This window comes from Streptomyces sp. NPDC003635, from assembly GCF_053587635.1.
This window is the reverse complement of the sequence record NZ_JBSFOK010000049.1, coordinates 15,366-32,539: the sequence shown is the minus strand read 5'-3', so window position 1 is coordinate 32,539 and position 17,174 is coordinate 15,366. Positions and strand designations below refer to the sequence as shown.

Below are 17,174 nucleotides of genomic sequence, written 5' to 3'. Positions count from 1 at the left end.
GGACGAGACGCCGGGCCGACGTGTGAGACACCACACGCTCACAAGGGAGGGCAGGCCAGAAAGGCGCCGAGGCCTCGCTCCACTCGGGTGCGAGGCCCCGTCGAGGAGATCAGCCCAGTTCGCCGGCCGCCGTCAGCTCCGCGAGCCGCACCAGCGTCCGCACACCCGACCCCGTGCCGCCCTTCGGGGTGTAGCCGAACGGCCCCTGCTCGTTGAAGGCCGGGCCCGCGATGTCCAGGTGCGCCCAGGTGATGCCCTCGCCCACGAACTCGCGCAGGAAGAGACCGGCGACCAGGCCGCCGCCCATCCGCTCGCCCATGTTCGCGATGTCGGCGGTGGGAGAATCCATTCCCTTGCGCAGGTGCTCCGGCAGCGGCATGGGCCAGGAGGCCTCGCCGACCTCCTCCGCGGCCTCCACCAGCGCCGAGCGGAACGCGTCGTCGTTGGCCATGACACCGAACGTCCGGTTCCCCAGCGCCAGCACCATCGCGCCGGTCAGCGTCGCCACGTCCACGATCGCGTCCGGCTTCTCCTGGGAGGCCGCCCACAGCGCGTCCGCCAGTACCAGCCGGCCCTCGGCGTCGGTGTTGAGGACCTCGACGGTCTTGCCGCTGTACATGCGCAGGACGTCACCCGGGCGGGTGGCGGAGCCGGACGGCATGTTCTCGGCCAGCGCCAGCCAGCCCGTCACGTTGACCTCGAGCCCCAGCCGCGCCGCCGCGACGACGGCCGCGAACACCGCCGCCGCACCGCTCATGTCGCACTTCATCGTCTCGTTGTGGCCCGCCGGCTTCAGCGAGATGCCGCCCGAGTCGTAGGTGATGCCCTTGCCCACGAAGGCGAGGTGCTTCTTCGCCTTCGAGTGGGTGTACGACAGCTTCACCAGCCGCGGACCGGCCGCGGACCCGGCGCCGACGCCGAGGATGCCGCCGTACCCGCCCTTCTGCAGGGCCTTCTCGTCGAGCACCTGCACCTTGATGCCGTGTTCCTTGGCCGCCACCTGGGCGACCGCGGCGAACGACTCCGGGTTGAGGTCGTTCGGCGGGGTGTTGATCAGGTCGCGGGCGCGGTTGAGCTCCTCGGCGACGGCGGTGGCGCGCTCGAGGGCGGCCTTGAACGCCTTGTCCCGCGGCTTCCCGCCGAGCAGGGCGATCTCGGCGAGCGGCGCCTTGCCGTTGCCCTTGCCGTTCTTGCCGTTGTCCTTGTAGGCGTCGAAGGAGTACGCCCCGAGCAGCGCGCCCTCCGCGACCGCGCCGGCGTCGGCGGCGTCCGCGAGGGGCAGGGCGAAGGCGGCCTTCTTGGACCCGGCGAGCGCGCGGGCGGCGGCACCGGCGGCCCTGCGCAGCGCCTCCGCGCCGTACTCGGCGTCCTTCTCGGGCTGAGCGCCGAGGCCCACGGCCACCACGAGGGGAGCCTTGAAACCGGCCGGGGCGGGGAGCTTCGTCACCTCGCCCTCGCCGCCGGAGGCGCCGAGGGTCTCCAGGACGCCGGCGAGCCTGCCGTCGTAGGCCTTGTCCAGGGCTTCGGCACCCGGGGCGACCACGGGGCCCTTGGCGCCCTTGGCGACACCGATCACGATCGCGTCGGCCCGCAGGCCGGGCGCCGCGGCGGTGCTGAGAGTGAGAGCAGTCACGGTGGTGAAATCTCGCTTCCGATGTGAAGTTGCAGTGGCCGAAAGGTGTGGGTCGACCGGGCCCGACGGCCGACCCTAGTTCCGACCTCAGGGTCCTGGCTCAGCCGGGGCCTTCCCCGGTGCGGCTGACACTCGGGACGAGCCTACGCGCGTCAGTCCCGTTCGCTCATTCCTACGGGCGTTCACCTGTCGGTGGCGTCATGGCCACTTCCCAACTCTCACTCCCCGTGACCTGAGACACACTCATCGCGTTCCGGTGAGCCCGTAGCTCACCGCTTCGCATGATTTCCAAGGATCCTCCCCGGATGTGGCGCAGGGGGATCTTCTGGGGGGAGGACGACACATGGCGCACCGTGCGCATCGACGCGGAGGGACCGCTCCGCGCAGCACCGCTCTGCGAAACACCGCGGCCACCTTGACGGCCGCGGGACTGCTGACACTGGGTCTGGGGGTCCCGGGGGCGTCGGCCGCCGTGGACCCCCGCGTCGACCTCAGGGTCCTGGTGGTGGACGACGGCGGCAGCGCCGTACGGGCCATCGCGGCCCAGTTGCGCAGCACCGGCGTCCCGTACACGACGATCGACCTGAACGATTCCGCCCGTCCGGCGGTGACCGGGGCGTTCCTGAGCGACACGGTGAACGGGCGCCCGCGGGCGAAGTTCCAGGGCGTGGTCCTGCCGAACGAGGCCCCCTTCGGCGCCGGCTCCGCCGAGCAGAGCGCGCTGGAGACCTACGAGCGGACCTACGGCATCCCGCAGGTCGACGCCTACACCTGGGCCCACCCGGGCGTCGGCCTCGACTACACCACCGAGGGCGGCTGGTCCGGCAGCCTCGACGGACGCCAGGCCTCCGTCACCGACGCCGGACGCGCGGGGGCTTTCGGCTATCTCGACGGCGCCTTCGCCTTCGAGGACAACGCCCCCTCGATCCAGGAGAGTTACGGCTACGTCGCCCGCCCCCGGGCCGGCTTCACCAGCTACGTCGACCTCCCCGTCCCCGAGGGCTCCGGCCGCGGCAGCCTGGTCGGCGAGTACGCCCACGACGGGCGCCGCGAGCTGGTCGTCACCTTCGCCTACAACCAGCACCAGCGGCAGTTCCGGCTGCTCGCCCGCGGCATCGTCGAATGGCTGACCCAGGGCGTGCACCTGGGCCAGGACCGCAACTACTTCGCCGTGCACATCGACGACGTCTTCGCGCCCGACGCCCGCTGGGACACCGAGCGCAACTGCACGCCCGGCGACATCGACTGCGTGGGCGGGGGCGAGGAGACGAACCCGATCCGCATGACGGCGGAGGACGCCGTCCACGCCGCCCAGTGGCAGCGGACGCAGGGCTTCACGATGGACATGGTCTACAACGCCGGCTCCGGCGAGGAGTGGAAGGCCGAGCACGGCGGCACCGACGCGCTCACCGCCCGGCTGCTCGCGGACAAGGCGCAGTACCGCTGGATCAACCACACCTACACGCACCCCTTCCTCGGCTGCGTCCAGGACACCTCGACGGTGCCGTGGACCTGCGCGAAGAACGCCGACGGCTCGACGAAGTACATGAGCCGCTCCGAGATCGCCGGGCAGATCCGCGACAACCACAACTGGGCCGTCGGCAAGGGCCTCCCGGTCGACCGCACCGAACTGGTCACCGGCGAGCACTCGGGCCTGAGGACGCTGCCGCAGCAGCCGAACGACAACCCGAACCTGGCCGGCGCCCTTGCCGACAACGGCGTCAAGTGGGTCGCCTCGGACAACTCCCGCGAGCCCGAACAGCGCGCGGTGGGCGCCGCCCAGACCGTGCCCCGGCATCCGATGAACGTGTACTACAACGTCGGCACGAAGGCGGAGATGGCCGACGAGTACAACTGGATCTACACCTCCGCGGAGGACGGCGGCAGCGGCATCTGTACGACCAACCCGGCCTCCACCTGCCTGGACGCCCCGCTCGATCCGGCCACCGGCTACGACGACCACATCGTCCCGCAGGAGGCCCGCATCGCCCTGAGTCACGTCGTCAACAACGACCCGCGCCCCCACTACGTCCACCAGTCCAACCTCGCCGAGGACCGCATCCTCTACCCGGTCCTGGACAAGGTCCTCGCCGACTACCGGGGCCTGTTCGCCGACAACACCCCGGTGGAGAACCTCTCCCAGAAGGCGATCGGCACCGAACTGCAGCGCCGCACGGCCTGGCGTACGGCGGTGGCGAACAACCGTGTCACGGCGTACCGCATCGGCACGACCGTGACGGTGACCGGTCCGTCCGGGACCCAGATCCCGGTGACGGCGCCGGAGGGCACCAGGCAGCAGCAGTTGCTGGGCACGACCGTCTTCGGCACGGCGTACGCGGGCAAGCGCTCGGCGTGGGCGGCACCCGGCGCGCTCCAGTCGGCGCTGACGCTGAAACTTCCGTCGGCCTGAGGCGAGCCGCCGGCCGAGCGCACCCCGGATCCTGACCGGCCGGGGTGCGCTGCCGGGCCGTACGACCTGTTCCGCAGGGGGGAACTCACGCATGAGGCGATCAGGCCGTCATGTCACCATGCTCACCGAAGGCACCTATCCGCACGTCCACGGCGGCGTCAGCACCTGGTGCGACCAGCTCGTCAAGGGCATGCCGGAGGTCGACTTCCACGTCGTCTCGCTCACCGGCACCGGCCGGGAACCGGTGACCTGGGAACTGCCGTCCAACGTCTACCGGCACACCTCCGTGCCGACCTGGGGTCCGCGTCCCGGAAGCGGACGCGCCCCCTTCGGCCGGGCCCGTCGGCGGTTCCTCGACTCCTACGAGCGGTTCCTGCTCTCCTTCCTCGACCCCGAGACCCAGGTCGACTTCGGCGAGGCCCTGTACGAGCTGGCCGAACTGGCCCGCGCCGGACGTCTCTCGGCGGCCCTGCGCACGGAGGCCGCGCTCCGCTCGCTGATGTGGATCTGGACGATGCCGCATCTGCCGACGGCCGCCGCCGAGCCGACCGTGCACGACGCGCTCACCGCGACCGACCTGCTGGAACACGCTCTGCGCCCGCTGGGCGTGCGGATCCCGGAGGACTCGGTGGCGCACGCGGTGAGCAGCGGCCTCGCCACGCTGCCCGCGCTCGCGGCCCGCAAGCTGGACGGCGTCCCGTTCCTGCTCACCGAACACGGCATCTATCTGCGCGAGCGCTACCTCGGCTACCGCAGCGCCGAACAGCGATGGCCCGTGAAGGCGTTCATGCTCGGCTTCTACCGTGAACTGAATTCACACGGGTACCGCACGGCCGACCTGATCACCCCGTGCAACCAGTACAACCGCCGCTGGGAGGAGCGCGGCGGCGCCGACGCGGACAAGATCCGCACGGTGTACAACGGCGTCGACCCGCACGCCTTCCCGCACGCGGGCCCCGAACCCGAGGTTCCCACGCTCACCTGGTGCGGCCGGGTCGACCCGATCAAGGACCTGGAGACCCTCCTGCGGGCATACGCCATGGTCCGCGCCGAACTCCCCGAGACCCGGCTGCGGTTGTTCGGCCCGGTGCCGCCGGGCGGGGAGGCGTACCGGACGAGGCTGGAGAAGCTGGCCGCCGAACTGGGCGTGACCGACGGCCTGACCTTCGAGGGCCGGATCAGCGAGGTCTGGCGCGCCTACGCGGCCGGCCACGTCGTCATGCTCTCCTCCATCTCCGAGGGCTTCCCGTTCTCGATCATCGAGGCGATGTCCTGCGGACGTACGACGGTTTCGACGGATGTCGGGGGAGTGCGCGAGGCGGTGGGTGACACGGGCCTGGTGGTCCCGCCGCGGGAGCCGGAGAAGATGGCGGCGGCGGCCCTCACCCTCCTCTCGGACGACGAAAGACGCCTCGAGCTCGGCGAGTTGTCGCGTCAGCGGGTGATCGACCGGTTCACCCTCCGCCGTTCCGTGGACGCCTTCCGGACGATCTACCAGGAGCTGGCGGGCCTGCCGGAGGTGTACGAGCCGACGGTCGAGACGGTCGCCGACTGGACCCTGGAACTGCGGGACCCCTGGTACGAGAAGGTGGCGACGGACGGGACCGACTGGTGAGCGGCGGCCTGCGGATCCCGCCCGGCACGCCCGCCGAGGCCCTCCCGTCGATCCCCCGCCAGCGCGACCCGAGCTGGGCGCGGCCCGATCCGGTGGACGAACTCGCCGAACGCCTGGCCGACTTCGCGGCGGCCGCCGTCCATCCCGACGAGATCGCGGCCCTGCTGGAATCCGACGGCCTCTCGGACGAGCAGATACGCGAGCGATACGGCGTGAAGAACTCCTTCGCGCTGGCCGAGGAACTGTACGACCGGGTACCCCGCGCCTATCCCGAGCCGGCCGGACCGGTCGGCGACCCCTGGCGGGTGGGCCTGGTGTCCTGCCTGCTGCGCGGGGTGGTCTTCGCACTCCCCGGCCTCGCGTACGTCCTGGGCGCCCCTTTCCTCGTGGGCCCCAAGGACGATGCCGGCCTCCCGGCAGGAACGGTCCCCCTGCTGTCCGCGGCCCTGTTCGGCTGGGCCTGGAACCAGGGCCTGGCGCACCGGGCGTACACCTGGCTGGGCCTGGGAGACCGCACGGCGGCCCGCCGCGCGCTCCTGGTGGGCGGCCCGGCGGGGGCGTTGCTGGGCACACTGGTGGCCACCGCCACGGCAGGCACGGCATCTGCGACGGCGGTCGCGTTCGCCGGGGGTCAGTCCTGTTATGTGGCGGCGGCAACGGCCCTGCTGGTGCTGGGCAGAGAGCGAGCCCTGCTGGCTGCACTCCTGCCGATGACGGCGGGCGCGACCCTGACCCTGCTCCACCCCGTCCCGCACGCGGCGAGGATCGTCCTCCTGCTCGGTTCCCTGGCCACGGTGGTGGTGCTGGCCCTGCGGGAAGCGGCGCCGCCGATCGGTCGGCGCGGCCTCGCGCAGTGGTGCGGGCGGGCGTCGCGCTTCCTGCGCGGCTGCGGGCGGTCGGGCCGCCGGGCGGCTCCGGCGACCGCCGAGGCGGCGCCCCGCAAGCGCGGGCGGGCGAAACCCACCCACGCCGCGACCTCCACGCCGGGCGCCCTGGCCGGCTCCCTCCCGTACGCGCTCTTCGGCCTGGGCAGCGGCACCCTCGTCGTCTACGCCGCCCTGGGCGACGTACTCGCGGACACCCCGGCCCCCGCCACAGCCGCCCCGTCCGCCGTAGCCCTCACCCTCAGCATGGGCCCGGCCGAATGGCTGCTGCACCGCTTCCGCGGCCGCACCACCACCGCCCTCCGCCACAGCCGCACCCCCACGGCCTTCCGCCGCAGCACGGCCCGCACGGTCGCCACCTGCCTCACCGCCTACCTGACCACCCTCGCCGCGCTCACCCTGACCACCACCGCCCTGTGGCCGCACAGCCCCGCCCCCGCCCTCGCCCACCTCGCCGCTCTCCTCCTGCTCGGCGTCGTGCTGTGGACCGGCCTGCTGCTCCAGTCCTTCGGGGCGGTGCTCGGCGCGGCGACGATCTGCTGCGCGGCGGCCCTGGCCCAGACGCTCGCCCTGGCGACCCACACGGGCAGCCCGCACGGGACCGGTCTGATCGTCCACGGCACCGCGGCGGTCGCCCAAGCCGCCCTGGTCTGCGCCCTGCTGGGCAGAGTGACGGCCCACCGATGAACGATCTGCTGGTCCCCTACTACGAGCACCCGTCCGTCCGCCCCGCCGAATGGGAGGCGGTCATCGCGGCCGCGTCCCGCCTCTACGGGGTCGTGCTGAACCCGGCCAGCGGCTCCGGTGAGAGGCCCGACCCGGCGTTCGGGGAGGTCGCGTCCCGGCTGCGGAAGGCCGGAGCGCGGGTGCTCGGCTACGTCGACACCGACTACGGCCGCCGACCGCACGCCCACGTCGTCCGTGACCTCGCACGGCACCGCGACTGGTACGGCGCGGACGGCGTGTTCCTCGACCAAGTCGCCGCGGGCCGGGAGGAGTTCCCGTACTACCAGGACCTGGCGACCGCGGCCTGGCGCGCCGGCTTCGGCACCCTCGCCCTCAACCACGGCACGGCACCGCATCCGTCGTACGCCAGGATCGCCGACCTCCTGGTCACCTTCGAGGGCACCTGGACGACGTACCGCGAACAGCCCCCGCCACAAGGGACGTACGGCCCCGGAGTCCGGGTGGCCCATCTGCTGTACGGCGTCCCTCCCGGCGCCGACGCGGAGGCGCTGGCCCGGGCGCGCGGGGCCACGGTGCACTGTGCGGTGCCCGGAGCGGGGGATCACCCCTGGGGCACCTTGCCGCACGCGCTGGAGGCCGGGTCAGCCCAGTGACAGCACCACGAGCGCCGTCGTCGCCGCCGTCTCCGCGAGGCCGCCGAACACATCCCCGGTGACCCCGCCGAAGCGGCGGACACAGCGGTGCAGAAGGAGTTCGGCGAGGCCGAGGGCGGCGAGGACGGCGAGGGCGGTGCGTACGCCGTCGTCGGCACCGAGGAGCGCACCGGCGGCACCGGCAGCCAGGACGACACCGACGGCCACGGTCACCGCCCACCGCACCGGCACCACTTCGGCGACCGCCGCGCCGAGCCCCTCCGGCCGGGCCGCGGGAACACCCGTGCGGGCGGCGAGCGTGAGGGCGAGCCGGGCGGCCACGGCGGCGACCAGAGCGGCGAGGGCGCCCCGGGCCCAGGAGTCGTCGTACACCTCAGCGAGTGCGGCGACCTGCGCGAGCAGCGCGAAGAGCAGGGTGATCACGCCGAACGGCCCGATGTCCGACTGCTTCATGATCCGCAGCGCGTCCTCGGCGGGCTTGCCGCTCCCGAGCCCGTCCGCCGTGTCGGCGAGACCGTCCAGGTGCAGCCCGCGGGTCAGCACGGCGGGTACGGCCGCGGTGGCGACGGCGGCGAGCAGCGGGCCGGCGCCCGAGAACAGCAGCGCGAGTCCGAGGGCGGCGGCGCAGCCGCCGACGACGAGACCGACCGCGGGTGCGCTCAGCATCCCGCCCCGCGCGGCTTCCCGGTCCCATCGCTCCACCCTGGCCGGCAGGACGGTGAGGGTGCCGAAGGCGAAACGCAGGCCGTGCGGGAGAGGGCTGGTGAACACGCCGGAAGGGTACGTGAGCCCTCCAACGGCCGTATCTCGGGGGCGGCCCGCGAAGGCCCCGTTCACACTGGGGCGCATGGGGCACTGGCTGGAACGCAACATCATCGAACCGGGCAAACTGCCCCTGCTCCTGGCGCTGAGCGCGTTCATCGTCACGTTCGTCGTCACCCGGATCGTCACGCGGCTCATCCGCGCGGGCAAGGGCCCCTTCGGCAACGTCGAGGCGGGCGGCGTGCACATCCACCACGTCGTCCCGGGCGTGGTCCTGACCATCGTCGGCGGCTTCGGCGCGGTCGCGACCGGCGGGCGCGGGTTCGGGGCCGGCGCCTGCGCCGTCGTCTTCGGGATCGGCGCCGGTCTCGTCCTCGACGAGTTCGCGATGATCCTGCACCTGGACGACGTGTACTGGACCGAGGCCGGCCGCCGCAGCGTCGAGGTCGTCGTCCTCACCGCCGCCCTCGTCGGGCTGGTCCTCGTGGGCTTCGTGCCCTTCGGCGTCAACGACCTCAGCCAGGACGAGGTCCAGGACCGCGGCACCCTCGCCTGGACCGTCGCGACGAACTTCCTCATCGCCCTCGTCGCCCTGTTCAAGGGAAAGCCGCTGATGGCCGTCTTCGGCGTGATCATCCCGGTCATCGCGCTCGTCGGCGCGATCCGCCTGGCGCGCCCCGACTCCCTCTGGTTCCGCCGCTTCTACGGCCGCCGCCCGCGCGCCCGTGCCAAGTCCGCGCTGCGCGCCTACCGCCACGACAAGCGCTGGGCGGGGCCCAGTCGCACGGTTCAGGACTGGATCGGCGGCAAACCGGACCCGGAGCGCCCCTGACCCGGTACCCGCGCACAGAGCCGGCACGCCGCGGACGGCGGCCAAGTCCGGCGAGGCGCCCGGCCGCTACTCCGAGGCCGCGGCCTCCTGGTCCTTCTCCTCCGACTCCGGCTTCTCCACCGGCTCCGCCGTCTCCTCGGGCTCCGACTTCTCCGGCAGCTCCGCCGCCAGTGCCGCCGCGGCCTGTACCAGGGGGAGTGCCAGCAGGGCCCCGGCTCCTTCCCCGACGGTCACGCCCTGGGTGAGGACCGGCTCCAGGGCCATCCGGTCCAGCGCCTTCGCCTGGCCCGGCTCCCCGCTGTCGTGCGCCGCCAGCCACCAGTCCGGCGCCCGGAACGCGACCCGCTGGCCCACCAGCGCGCACGCGGCCACGACCACGCCGTCGAGGATCACCGGCATCTTCCGTACCGCGCTCTGCAGCAGGAACCCGGTGATCGCCGCGAGGTCGGCGCCGCCGACGGTCGCCAGCAGCTGCAACTGGTCCCCGAGCACCGGCCGGGCCCGCCGCAGGGCGTCCCGGATCGCCGCGCACTTGCGCATCCAGGCCAGGTCGTCGATGGCGAGCCCGCCCCGCCCGGTCACCACGGACGCGTCCGTCCCGCACAGCGCGGCCACCAGCACGCCCGCAGCGGTGGTGCCGCCGACGCTCACATCGCCCAGCACGACGAGATCCGTACCGGAGTCCGCCTCCTCGTCGGCCACCGCTACCCCGGCACGGAACGCGGCCTCCGCCTCCTCCGGCGTCAGCGCGTCCTCGATGTCGATCCGCCCGCTGCCGCGCCGCACCCGGTGCCGTACGACGTCCTCGGGCAGGGTCCCGGGGTCGCAGTCCAGGCCCATGTCGACGATCCGCACCGGAACGCCGAGGCGTCGCGCGAGCACGGACACCGGCCGGCCGCCCTCCAGGACCTCCCGCACCAACTGCCCCGCGCTGCCCGCGGGCCGCGCCGAGACGCCCAGTTCGGCGATCCCGTGGTCACCGGCGAACAGCACCACCCGCGGCCGCTCCACCGGCCGCACCGGCACGGCGCCCTGCGCCGCGGCCAGCCACTCACCCAGGTCGTCGAGGCGGCCCAGCGACCCGGGCGGCACGATCTGACGCTCCCGGCGCGCCTCCGCGTCGCGGCGCACCCCGCCGTCGGGGCGCTCGATCAGATCGGTGAAGTCGTCGAGATTAAGCGAGCTCATTCGCCGAACAGTACCGGCACCGCTCGAACGGAACGTCGCCACATGGCCACCACTCGCCCCGCCACGTCACCCCCGCTCCGGCGCGACGTCGTTGCACCCAAGATCGCGATCCCATACGTTCCGTTTTGCAGCGGATTGTCGTACGCCCCTCGCGCCCGGAGTCGCCCATGTCCGCACCCGCCGAACTCGCCCTCGCGACGGACGGTTTCCTCGAACCGCGCCGCGACGACTGCCCCTGGTGCGGCTCACGCAGCCTGCGCACCCGGCTCAGTGCCGAGGGCTACACGCTCGACGCATGCCACGACTGCGCCCACGCCTTCCAGAACCCCGGCCCCACCCGCCACCGGTCCGAGCGCGCGTACGGCCGTCGGCGGCTGCTCGCGGCCGCCCGCGCGATGCTGCCGTACGGCGAACCGGAGAGCTGGCTGGACGTCGGCACGGGCGCCGGGGAGTTCCCGGCGGCGGCGAAGGAGGTCTTCCCTTACACGTCCTTCGACGGCGTGGACCCCACCGGCAGGGTGGAGCGGGCCCGGGCGGCGGACCGCGTGGAGGAGGGCTACGCGGGCGACCTGACCAACCCTCACCTCATGGCCCATGTGCGCGGCCGCTACGACGTGGTCAGCGTCCTGCGCCACCTGCCGCAGGCCAAGGACCCCCGCGCACTCCTGAGCGCGGCGGTGGCGGCCCTGCGCCCCGGAGGCCACCTCCTCCTGGAACTCCCCGATCCCCACACCCCGCTCGCACAGCTCCTGGGCCGCTGGACGCACCCGCGCACCCGCCCCCGCCACCTCATCCCCCCGGACAACGTCCGCGCGGAGCTGGACATCCTGCACTGCGAGATCGTGCCCCCCGCCCGCCGGATCCCCGTCGGCACCGGCGGCCACCGCCTCGTCGCCCGCCTCGTCACCCGCGCAGAGTGACCGCCTGCCCCGCCACCACCAGCAGCACGTGCTCGCACTCGTTCGCGAACGCCGCGTTCAGCCGCCCCAGTTCGTCCCGGTAGCGCCGACCCGAGGCCGTGGCCGGCACGATTCCGGAGCCGACCTCGTTGGACACCGCCACCACGGTCCGGCGCGTGGCGCGCACCGCCTCCGTCAGCTCCCGCACCCGTTCCCGCAGCGCCCGCTCACCCCCGTCCGCCCACACCGCGTCGTCCCACGCCCCGGCCGAGTCCATCGCGTCCGTCAGCCACAGCGACAGACAGTCGATCAGCAGCGGCGCCCCCTCCTCCGCCAGCAACGGCACCAGGTCGCACGTCTCCGTCGTACGCCAGGACCCCGGCCGCCGCTCCCGGTGCGCCGCCACCCGGGCCGCCCACTCGGTGTCCCCGCCGCGCAGCCCGCCGGTCGCGACGTACAGCACGTCGGGGAACGCCTCGAGCCGCCGCTCCGCCTCCACCGACTTCCCGGACCGGGCCCCGCCCAGCACCAAGGTCCGTCGCGGCACGTCCGGCACCTCCTCGTACGCCCCGACCACCAAGGTCGTCCCGTCCGCCACGGCCCGCGCCCCCAGGGACGCCAGCCGCCGCCGCAACTCGCCGCCCGGCGGCACGTCATGGTCCAGATGTACGGCGATGACGTCCGTCGTCGGCCTGATCGCCCCCACCGCCCGCAGCCGCGCCAGCGCGTCCGGCCGCCCGGTCACGTCCGCCACGACCATGTCGTACGTCCCGACGTCCGCGTCCTCGATCCCCGCCGGCGCGCTCCCGGGCGGCAGATACAGCAGCCGCTGGCCGCCGGGGCCGGTCACCGCGTACCCCGTGCCCCCGGCGTCCATGGCCAGCGCCCGCACCCGATGGCCCGTCAGCAGCGCCAGCTCCCGACCGTCCGGCACCCGGGCCGGCGCGGGCAGCCCGGCGGGCACCTCCACGGCCGGCCCGTCGTGCGGGTGCGACAACAGCACCTGCCGCACCCCGGCCAGCGACTTCCCGGCCCGGGCCGCCGCGAACGCCGCCCCCGGGGTCAGATCCAGCAGCAGCGCCCCGTCGACGAGCAGCGCGGTCGCCGCCCGTACCTCCGCCCCGAGGGCGGTGGCACAGGCGGCACAGGGACAGTCGGGGCGGGGGAGGCCGGTGGGGGCTCCGGTGCCGAGCAGCGTCAGTTCCACGTCCCGATTTTCACCGGTGCCCCGATGACATGCTCACTCGAGACCCCCCATAGGTGCGCCGATCTTGTTCGCAGCATCCGTCCCAACGCATAGGGTGACCACACCAAGCTCACCCGAGGAGGCCTGCATGGCAGCATGGATCTGGCGCTTCGAGAAGGCCGATGGGTCGGAGACGGCACCCCCCGTGGAGCCGGAGGAGTTCACCACCCAGGGAGACGCCGAGTCCTGGATCGGCGAGGTCTGGAAGGACCTCCTCGCCGGCGGAGTGGACCAGGTGCGCCTGTTCGAGGACACCACGGAGATCTACGGGCCGATGAGCCTGCACGCCGAGGAGGCGTAGGAGCGAGCGCAGGGGCGGCCGTGCGGCGGTGAAGCCTGTGGAGCCGTAGAGGCGAGAGCGGCCGCCCCCTCACTGCTCGCCCAGCGTCACGTCCACCGTCTTCTCGCCGCCGTCGCGGACGTACGTCACCGTCGTCCGGCCCCCGGGCTGCCGCGAGGCCAGCGCCTCGGCGAGTGATGTGAGGGTCGTGATGTCCGTGTCACCCAACCCGGTGATGACGTCCCTCGGCCGGATCCCGGCCCTGTCCGCCGCCCCGCCGTCCTTGACCTCGACCACGGCCACCCCGGCGGCCCGGTAGTCGTCGTCGACGACCGTGCGCCCGGTGATGCCGAGCGCCGCCCGCCCGGAGTCCGTGACCCTGCCGTCCTTGATGATCTGGTCCGCGACCGTCCTCACCATGGACGAGGGGATCGCGAACCCGATCCCGGGCGCCGCGCTGCCCCCGAGGTCGGGGTCGGTGGCCGCGAGCGTCGGGATGCCGATGACCTCGCCGTCCAGGTTCACCAGCGCGCCCCCGCTGTTGCCGGGGTTGATCGCGGCCGAGGTCTGCACCATGTTGCCGATGGTCGCGCCCGTGCCGCCGCTGCCGCCCTCGGTGACGGTCCGTCCGGTCGCCGAGACGATGCCCTGGGTGACGCTGGAGGACAGGCCGAGCGGGGAGCCCATCGCCAGGACGATCTGGCCGACCTCCACCTTCGAGGAGTCCCCGAACCCGGCCGCCCTCAGCCCCTCGGGGATCCGGTCCAGCTTGATCACCGCGAGGTCCTGGTCGGGGTAGGCGTACACCAGCTTCGCGGTCAGCTCCGTCTCGCTGTTGGCGGTCGTCACCGTGAAGGTCCGCTCGTCCCCGACCACGTGCGCGTTGGTGACGACGTGCCCCTCGTCGTCGTAGACCACCCCCGAGCCCAGATCACGGCGGGCCTCGATCTGGACGACCGACGGCAGGACGTCCCTGATCACCTTGAGGTAGTCGTCCTGGAGGTCGTTGGCCGCGGCGGGGACGGCGGCCTGCGTCGTCGTGGCGCGCGCGCCCGCCTCGGTGCCCGAGCCGGATCCGGATCCCGAACACCCCGGGACCAGGGCCGCGGAACACACAAGGGTGACCAGGAGGCGGCTCCGGGAAGCGTTCATGCTCCCGAGTCTCGACTCACGGCGCGGGCCCGGCTTGTCGTGAACGCCCGAATGGGGAGCCGGGTCGGAGCCCGTACGTCAGCCCCGCACACCGCACAGATGCAGCAGCGCGGCGACCCCGCGGTACGGATCCGTGCGCCCCGCCCGCTCCTCGGCCGCCAGCAGTGCCTCCACGTCGGCCGGGATCTCGGCGTCGTCCGCCGCGGTGTCCGTGAAGACCCGCACGCCGTACCAGCTGTGCAGCGGGGCGCCGATGCCGGCGAGCGTCGCGGTCAGGGTGGCCAGGCGGTCCGCCCGTACGTCCAGGCCCAGGCGGTTGCGGTAGGCGGTGGTGTCGAACGAGGCGAGGGCTGCGGACCAGTCGCCGGACAGGCCCGGGCGCATCGCCAGCGCGTCGGCGTTGCGGACCAGCAGGGAGAGCAGTCCGCCGGGGGCGAGCATCCGGGCGAGGCCCGCCAGCAGCGGGTCGGGCTCCTCGACGTACATGAGGACACCGTGGCAGAGCACCACGTCGAAGCTGCCCGGCAGGAAGTGCACACCGGTGTCCCGGCCGTCACCCTCGATGATCCGCATCCGCTCGCGGATCCCCTCCGGCTCGCACGCCAGCGACTGCCGCGCCGCCGCGATCATCCGCGCGTCCTGCTCCAGGCCGGTCACCTGATGACCGGCCCGCGCGAGCCGCAGGGCCTGGGTGCCCTGGCCCATCCCGACGTCGAGGATCCGCAGGCGCTGCCCGACCGGGTAGCGCCCGGCTATCTGCTCATCGAGCTGCCGGGCCACCAGCTCCTGCCGTACGACGTCCCGCAGTCCGCCCAGCTTGCTCAGCCAGGCCTCCGCCGCACCCCCGGAGAACGGCGTCGTGCTCAGGGCCGCGCCCCGCGCTTGACCTGCGGCTTCGGCAGCCGGAGCCGGCGCATCTGGAGGGAGCGCATCAGGGCGTAGGCGACGGCGCCACGCTTGTTGTCGTCCGGGTAGCGCTCGTTCAACTGCTTCTTCAGACGGAAGCCGGTGACGATCGAGTCCAGCACGATCAGCACGATCACGACGAGCCACAGCAGCAGCGCGATGCTCTGCAGGGCGCCCACCCGGACCATGCTCAGCACGAGGATGATCACGGCCATCGGGAGGAAGAACTCCGCGACGTTGAAGCGGGAGTCGACGAAGTCGCGGGCGAAGCGGCGCACCGGGCCCTTGTCACGGGCGGGCAGATACCGCTCGTCGCCGCTCGCCAGCGCCTCGCGCTGCTTGGCCAGCGCCTGTCGGCGCTCCTCGCGCGAACGCTTGGCCGCCTCCTTGCGCGTGGTCGGCGTATTGGCGACGCTGCGGCGATGGGACTGGGCCTCACTGCGCTTGGGCGTGGGCCTGCCCTTAGGGGCCTGCGGGTCGCGGGGCTGATTGGAGTCGGTCAGCGGCGCCTTGTCGGCGACCGATGCCTTCTCATCCTTGGCACGGCTACGGAACACAAAACCCAAGGGTACGGGGTCGCCGCGCATGGACCCCAGCCCGGTGGGGAACGAATCGGCAACACCAGTCGTCATGTAGGGGACAGAGGGGACGTCGCGCACGTTTCCGGGAACCCCGGGGAGCACCTACTCCCTACGCCGGAGCCGGAGCGAACGCAGTCGTCCTTGGGGATGAGCGCATCCGTCCCCGAACAGTGCGTCAATGGATGCAGGGCCCGTACTGTGGGTTCTGTCGCAGAGCTGGAGCTGGACGTCAGAAGGGGGCGCGCGAAGCCCATGAGCGGTGTCATGAAGCGTATGGGGATGATCTTCCGCGCGAAGGCGAACAAGGCCCTTGACCGGGCCGAGGACCCGCGCGAGACCCTCGATTACTCGTACCAGAAGCAGCTGGAACTGCTCCAGAAGGTGCGCCGCGGCGTGGCCGACGTGGCCACCTCGCGCAAGCGCCTGGAACTGCAGCTCAACCAGCTCCAGTCCCAGTCCTCCAAGCTGGAGGACCAGGGCCGCAAGGCGCTCGCGCTGGGCCGTGAGGACCTGGCCCGCGAGGCGCTGTCCCGGCGCGCGGCGCTCCAGCAGCAGGTGACCGACCTGGAGACGCAGCACGCCACGCTCCAGGGCGAGGAGGAGAAGCTCACCCTCGCGGCCCAGCGGCTCCAGGCCAAGGTGGACGCCTTCCGCACGAAGAAGGAGACCATCAAGGCGACCTACACCGCGGCCCAGGCGCAGACCCGGATCGGCGAGGCCTTCTCCGGCATCTCCGAGGAGATGGGCGACGTCGGCCTGGCGATCCAGCGCGCCGAGGACAAGACCGCCCAGCTCCAGGCGCGCGCCGGCGCCATCGACGAACTGCTCGCCTCCGGTGCCCTCGACGACCCGACCGGCATGCACAAGGACGACATCCAGGCCGAGCTGGACCGGCTCTCCGGTGGTACGGATGTAGAGCTGGAACTGCAGCGCATGAAGGCGGAGCTGGCGGGGGGCACCTCGGGGCAGCAGCAGGCCATCGAGGGCGGCAACGGCCAGTCCCAGCCCCAGCAGCAGCCGCAGGACACCCCGCGCTTCGACAAGCAGTAGGGCCCACGCCTAGGAGGGCGACATGATCGTACGGATCATGGGGGAGGGGCAGGTGAGGCTGGCCGACAGCCACCTCGTCGAGCTGAACAAGCTGGACGACGAGCTGATGGCCGAGCTGGAGGGCGGCGACGAGTCCGGCTTCCGCCGAACCCTCCATGCCCTGCTGAACAAGGTCCGAGAGCTGGGCGCCCCCCTCCCGGACGACTCCCTGGAACCCTCGGAACTGATCCTCCCGTCCCAGGACGCGACCCTGGAGGAAGTCCGGGAGTTGCTGAGCGACGACGGCCTGATCCCGGGCTGAGGATGTCTCCGGTGCGGTGTCGCGCCCCCTTCAGGGGCGCGGGGCCGGATCGACGCGCGGCTCGTCCACGGGGGGCGAGCAGCCCTCACCGGCCC

Annotated in this window: 16 protein-coding genes; 9 read left to right on the top strand and 7 right to left on the bottom strand. The window is 72.9% G+C overall.

The genetic code is table 11. The annotated features are described in order from the left end of the window. Positions 1 to 109: 109 nt before the first annotated feature. Positions 110 to 1,633 (bottom strand): leucyl aminopeptidase, encoded by a 1,524-nt coding sequence (locus ACWDRW_RS33100; RefSeq protein ID WP_451729872.1) that lies wholly within the window; start codon positions 1,631 to 1,633, stop codon positions 110 to 112. Positions 1,634 to 1,976: 343 nt separating this feature from the next. Between ACWDRW_RS33100 and ACWDRW_RS33095 the strand changes: the two genes are divergently transcribed. The 4 genes from ACWDRW_RS33095 to ACWDRW_RS33080 all read left to right on the top strand — a co-directional run bounded on the left by ACWDRW_RS33095 (position 1,977) and on the right by ACWDRW_RS33080 (position 7,882). After that, entirely contained in the window at positions 1,977 to 4,043 is a 2,067-nt protein-coding gene (locus ACWDRW_RS33095) for a hypothetical protein (protein WP_451729870.1), read from the top strand. Between the two features lie 91 nt (positions 4,044 to 4,134). After that, positions 4,135 to 5,658, top strand: coding sequence for a GT4 family glycosyltransferase PelF (gene pelF / locus ACWDRW_RS33090; RefSeq protein WP_451729867.1), 1,524 nt, complete (start codon positions 4,135 to 4,137; stop codon positions 5,656 to 5,658). After that, entirely contained in the window at positions 5,655 to 7,229 is a 1,575-nt protein-coding gene (locus ACWDRW_RS33085) for a hypothetical protein (RefSeq protein ID WP_451729864.1), read from the top strand. Before pelF ends, ACWDRW_RS33085 begins: the two co-directional genes overlap by 4 nt. Continuing rightward, positions 7,226 to 7,882, top strand: a complete 657-nt coding sequence (locus ACWDRW_RS33080; RefSeq protein ID WP_451729862.1) for a spherulation-specific family 4 protein — start codon at positions 7,226 to 7,228, stop codon at positions 7,880 to 7,882. The genes ACWDRW_RS33085 and ACWDRW_RS33080 overlap by 4 nt, the downstream gene beginning before the upstream one ends. Here the strand turns inward: ACWDRW_RS33080 and ACWDRW_RS33075 are convergent. Then, on the bottom strand, positions 7,871 to 8,653 hold the full coding sequence (locus tag ACWDRW_RS33075; RefSeq protein WP_451729859.1) for an adenosylcobinamide-GDP ribazoletransferase: 783 nt from the start codon (positions 8,651 to 8,653) through the stop codon (positions 7,871 to 7,873). The two genes, ACWDRW_RS33080 and ACWDRW_RS33075, sit on opposite strands and share 12 nt — an antisense overlap. 76 nt (positions 8,654 to 8,729) lie before the next feature. On the opposite strand from ACWDRW_RS33075, the gene ACWDRW_RS33070 reads away from it, so the two are divergent. Further along, positions 8,730 to 9,476: a hypothetical protein gene (locus ACWDRW_RS33070; protein ID WP_451729856.1), complete on the top strand. Its 747-nt coding sequence runs from the start codon at positions 8,730 to 8,732 to the stop codon at positions 9,474 to 9,476. A 66-nt stretch (positions 9,477 to 9,542) separates the two neighbouring features. Here ACWDRW_RS33070 and cobT read toward each other — a convergent pair whose 3' ends face one another. Beyond that, positions 9,543 to 10,664: a nicotinate-nucleotide--dimethylbenzimidazole phosphoribosyltransferase gene (gene cobT / locus ACWDRW_RS33065; RefSeq protein WP_451729854.1), complete on the bottom strand. Its 1,122-nt coding sequence runs from the start codon at positions 10,662 to 10,664 to the stop codon at positions 9,543 to 9,545. 167 nt (positions 10,665 to 10,831) lie between these two features. Between cobT and ACWDRW_RS33060 the strand changes: the two genes are divergently transcribed. Further along, on the top strand, positions 10,832 to 11,584 hold the full coding sequence (locus ACWDRW_RS33060) for a methyltransferase domain-containing protein (RefSeq protein ID WP_451729851.1): 753 nt from the start codon (positions 10,832 to 10,834) through the stop codon (positions 11,582 to 11,584). Here the strand turns inward: ACWDRW_RS33060 and ACWDRW_RS33055 are convergent. Continuing rightward, complete coding sequence (locus tag ACWDRW_RS33055; RefSeq protein ID WP_451729848.1) at positions 11,568 to 12,770, bottom strand: bifunctional adenosylcobinamide kinase/adenosylcobinamide-phosphate guanylyltransferase; 1,203 nt, start codon at positions 12,768 to 12,770, stop codon at positions 11,568 to 11,570. The two genes, ACWDRW_RS33060 and ACWDRW_RS33055, sit on opposite strands and share 17 nt — an antisense overlap. Positions 12,771 to 12,897: 127 nt before the next feature. Here ACWDRW_RS33055 and ACWDRW_RS33050 point away from each other — a divergent pair, with 127 nt between their 5' ends. Continuing rightward, entirely contained in the window at positions 12,898 to 13,110 is a 213-nt protein-coding gene (locus ACWDRW_RS33050) for a hypothetical protein (protein ID WP_451729845.1), read from the top strand. 69 nt (positions 13,111 to 13,179) lie between these two features. Here the strand turns inward: ACWDRW_RS33050 and ACWDRW_RS33045 are convergent, their stop codons facing one another. From ACWDRW_RS33045 to ACWDRW_RS33035, 3 genes are all read right to left on the bottom strand, one after another. Next, entirely contained in the window at positions 13,180 to 14,241 is a 1,062-nt protein-coding gene (locus tag ACWDRW_RS33045) for a S1C family serine protease (protein WP_451729842.1), read from the bottom strand. Between the two features lie 78 nt (positions 14,242 to 14,319). Then, positions 14,320 to 15,021 (bottom strand): methyltransferase domain-containing protein, encoded by a 702-nt coding sequence (locus ACWDRW_RS33040; RefSeq protein WP_451729839.1) that lies wholly within the window; start codon positions 15,019 to 15,021, stop codon positions 14,320 to 14,322. Between the two features lie 83 nt (positions 15,022 to 15,104). Beyond that, the gene (locus tag ACWDRW_RS33035; RefSeq protein WP_451729837.1) at positions 15,105 to 15,779 is read right to left on the bottom strand and encodes a DUF3043 domain-containing protein; all 675 of its coding nucleotides are present in this window, start codon (positions 15,777 to 15,779) and stop codon (positions 15,105 to 15,107) included. 201 nt (positions 15,780 to 15,980) lie between these two features. Here ACWDRW_RS33035 and ACWDRW_RS33030 point away from each other — a divergent pair, with 201 nt between their 5' ends. After that, the gene (locus tag ACWDRW_RS33030; protein WP_451729834.1) at positions 15,981 to 16,778 is read left to right on the top strand and encodes a PspA/IM30 family protein; all 798 of its coding nucleotides are present in this window, start codon (positions 15,981 to 15,983) and stop codon (positions 16,776 to 16,778) included. A gap of 22 nt (positions 16,779 to 16,800) precedes the next feature. After that, positions 16,801 to 17,079, top strand: coding sequence for a PspA-associated protein PspAA (gene pspAA, locus ACWDRW_RS33025; RefSeq protein WP_451729831.1), 279 nt, complete (start codon positions 16,801 to 16,803; stop codon positions 17,077 to 17,079). Positions 17,080 to 17,174 lie beyond the last annotated feature (95 nt).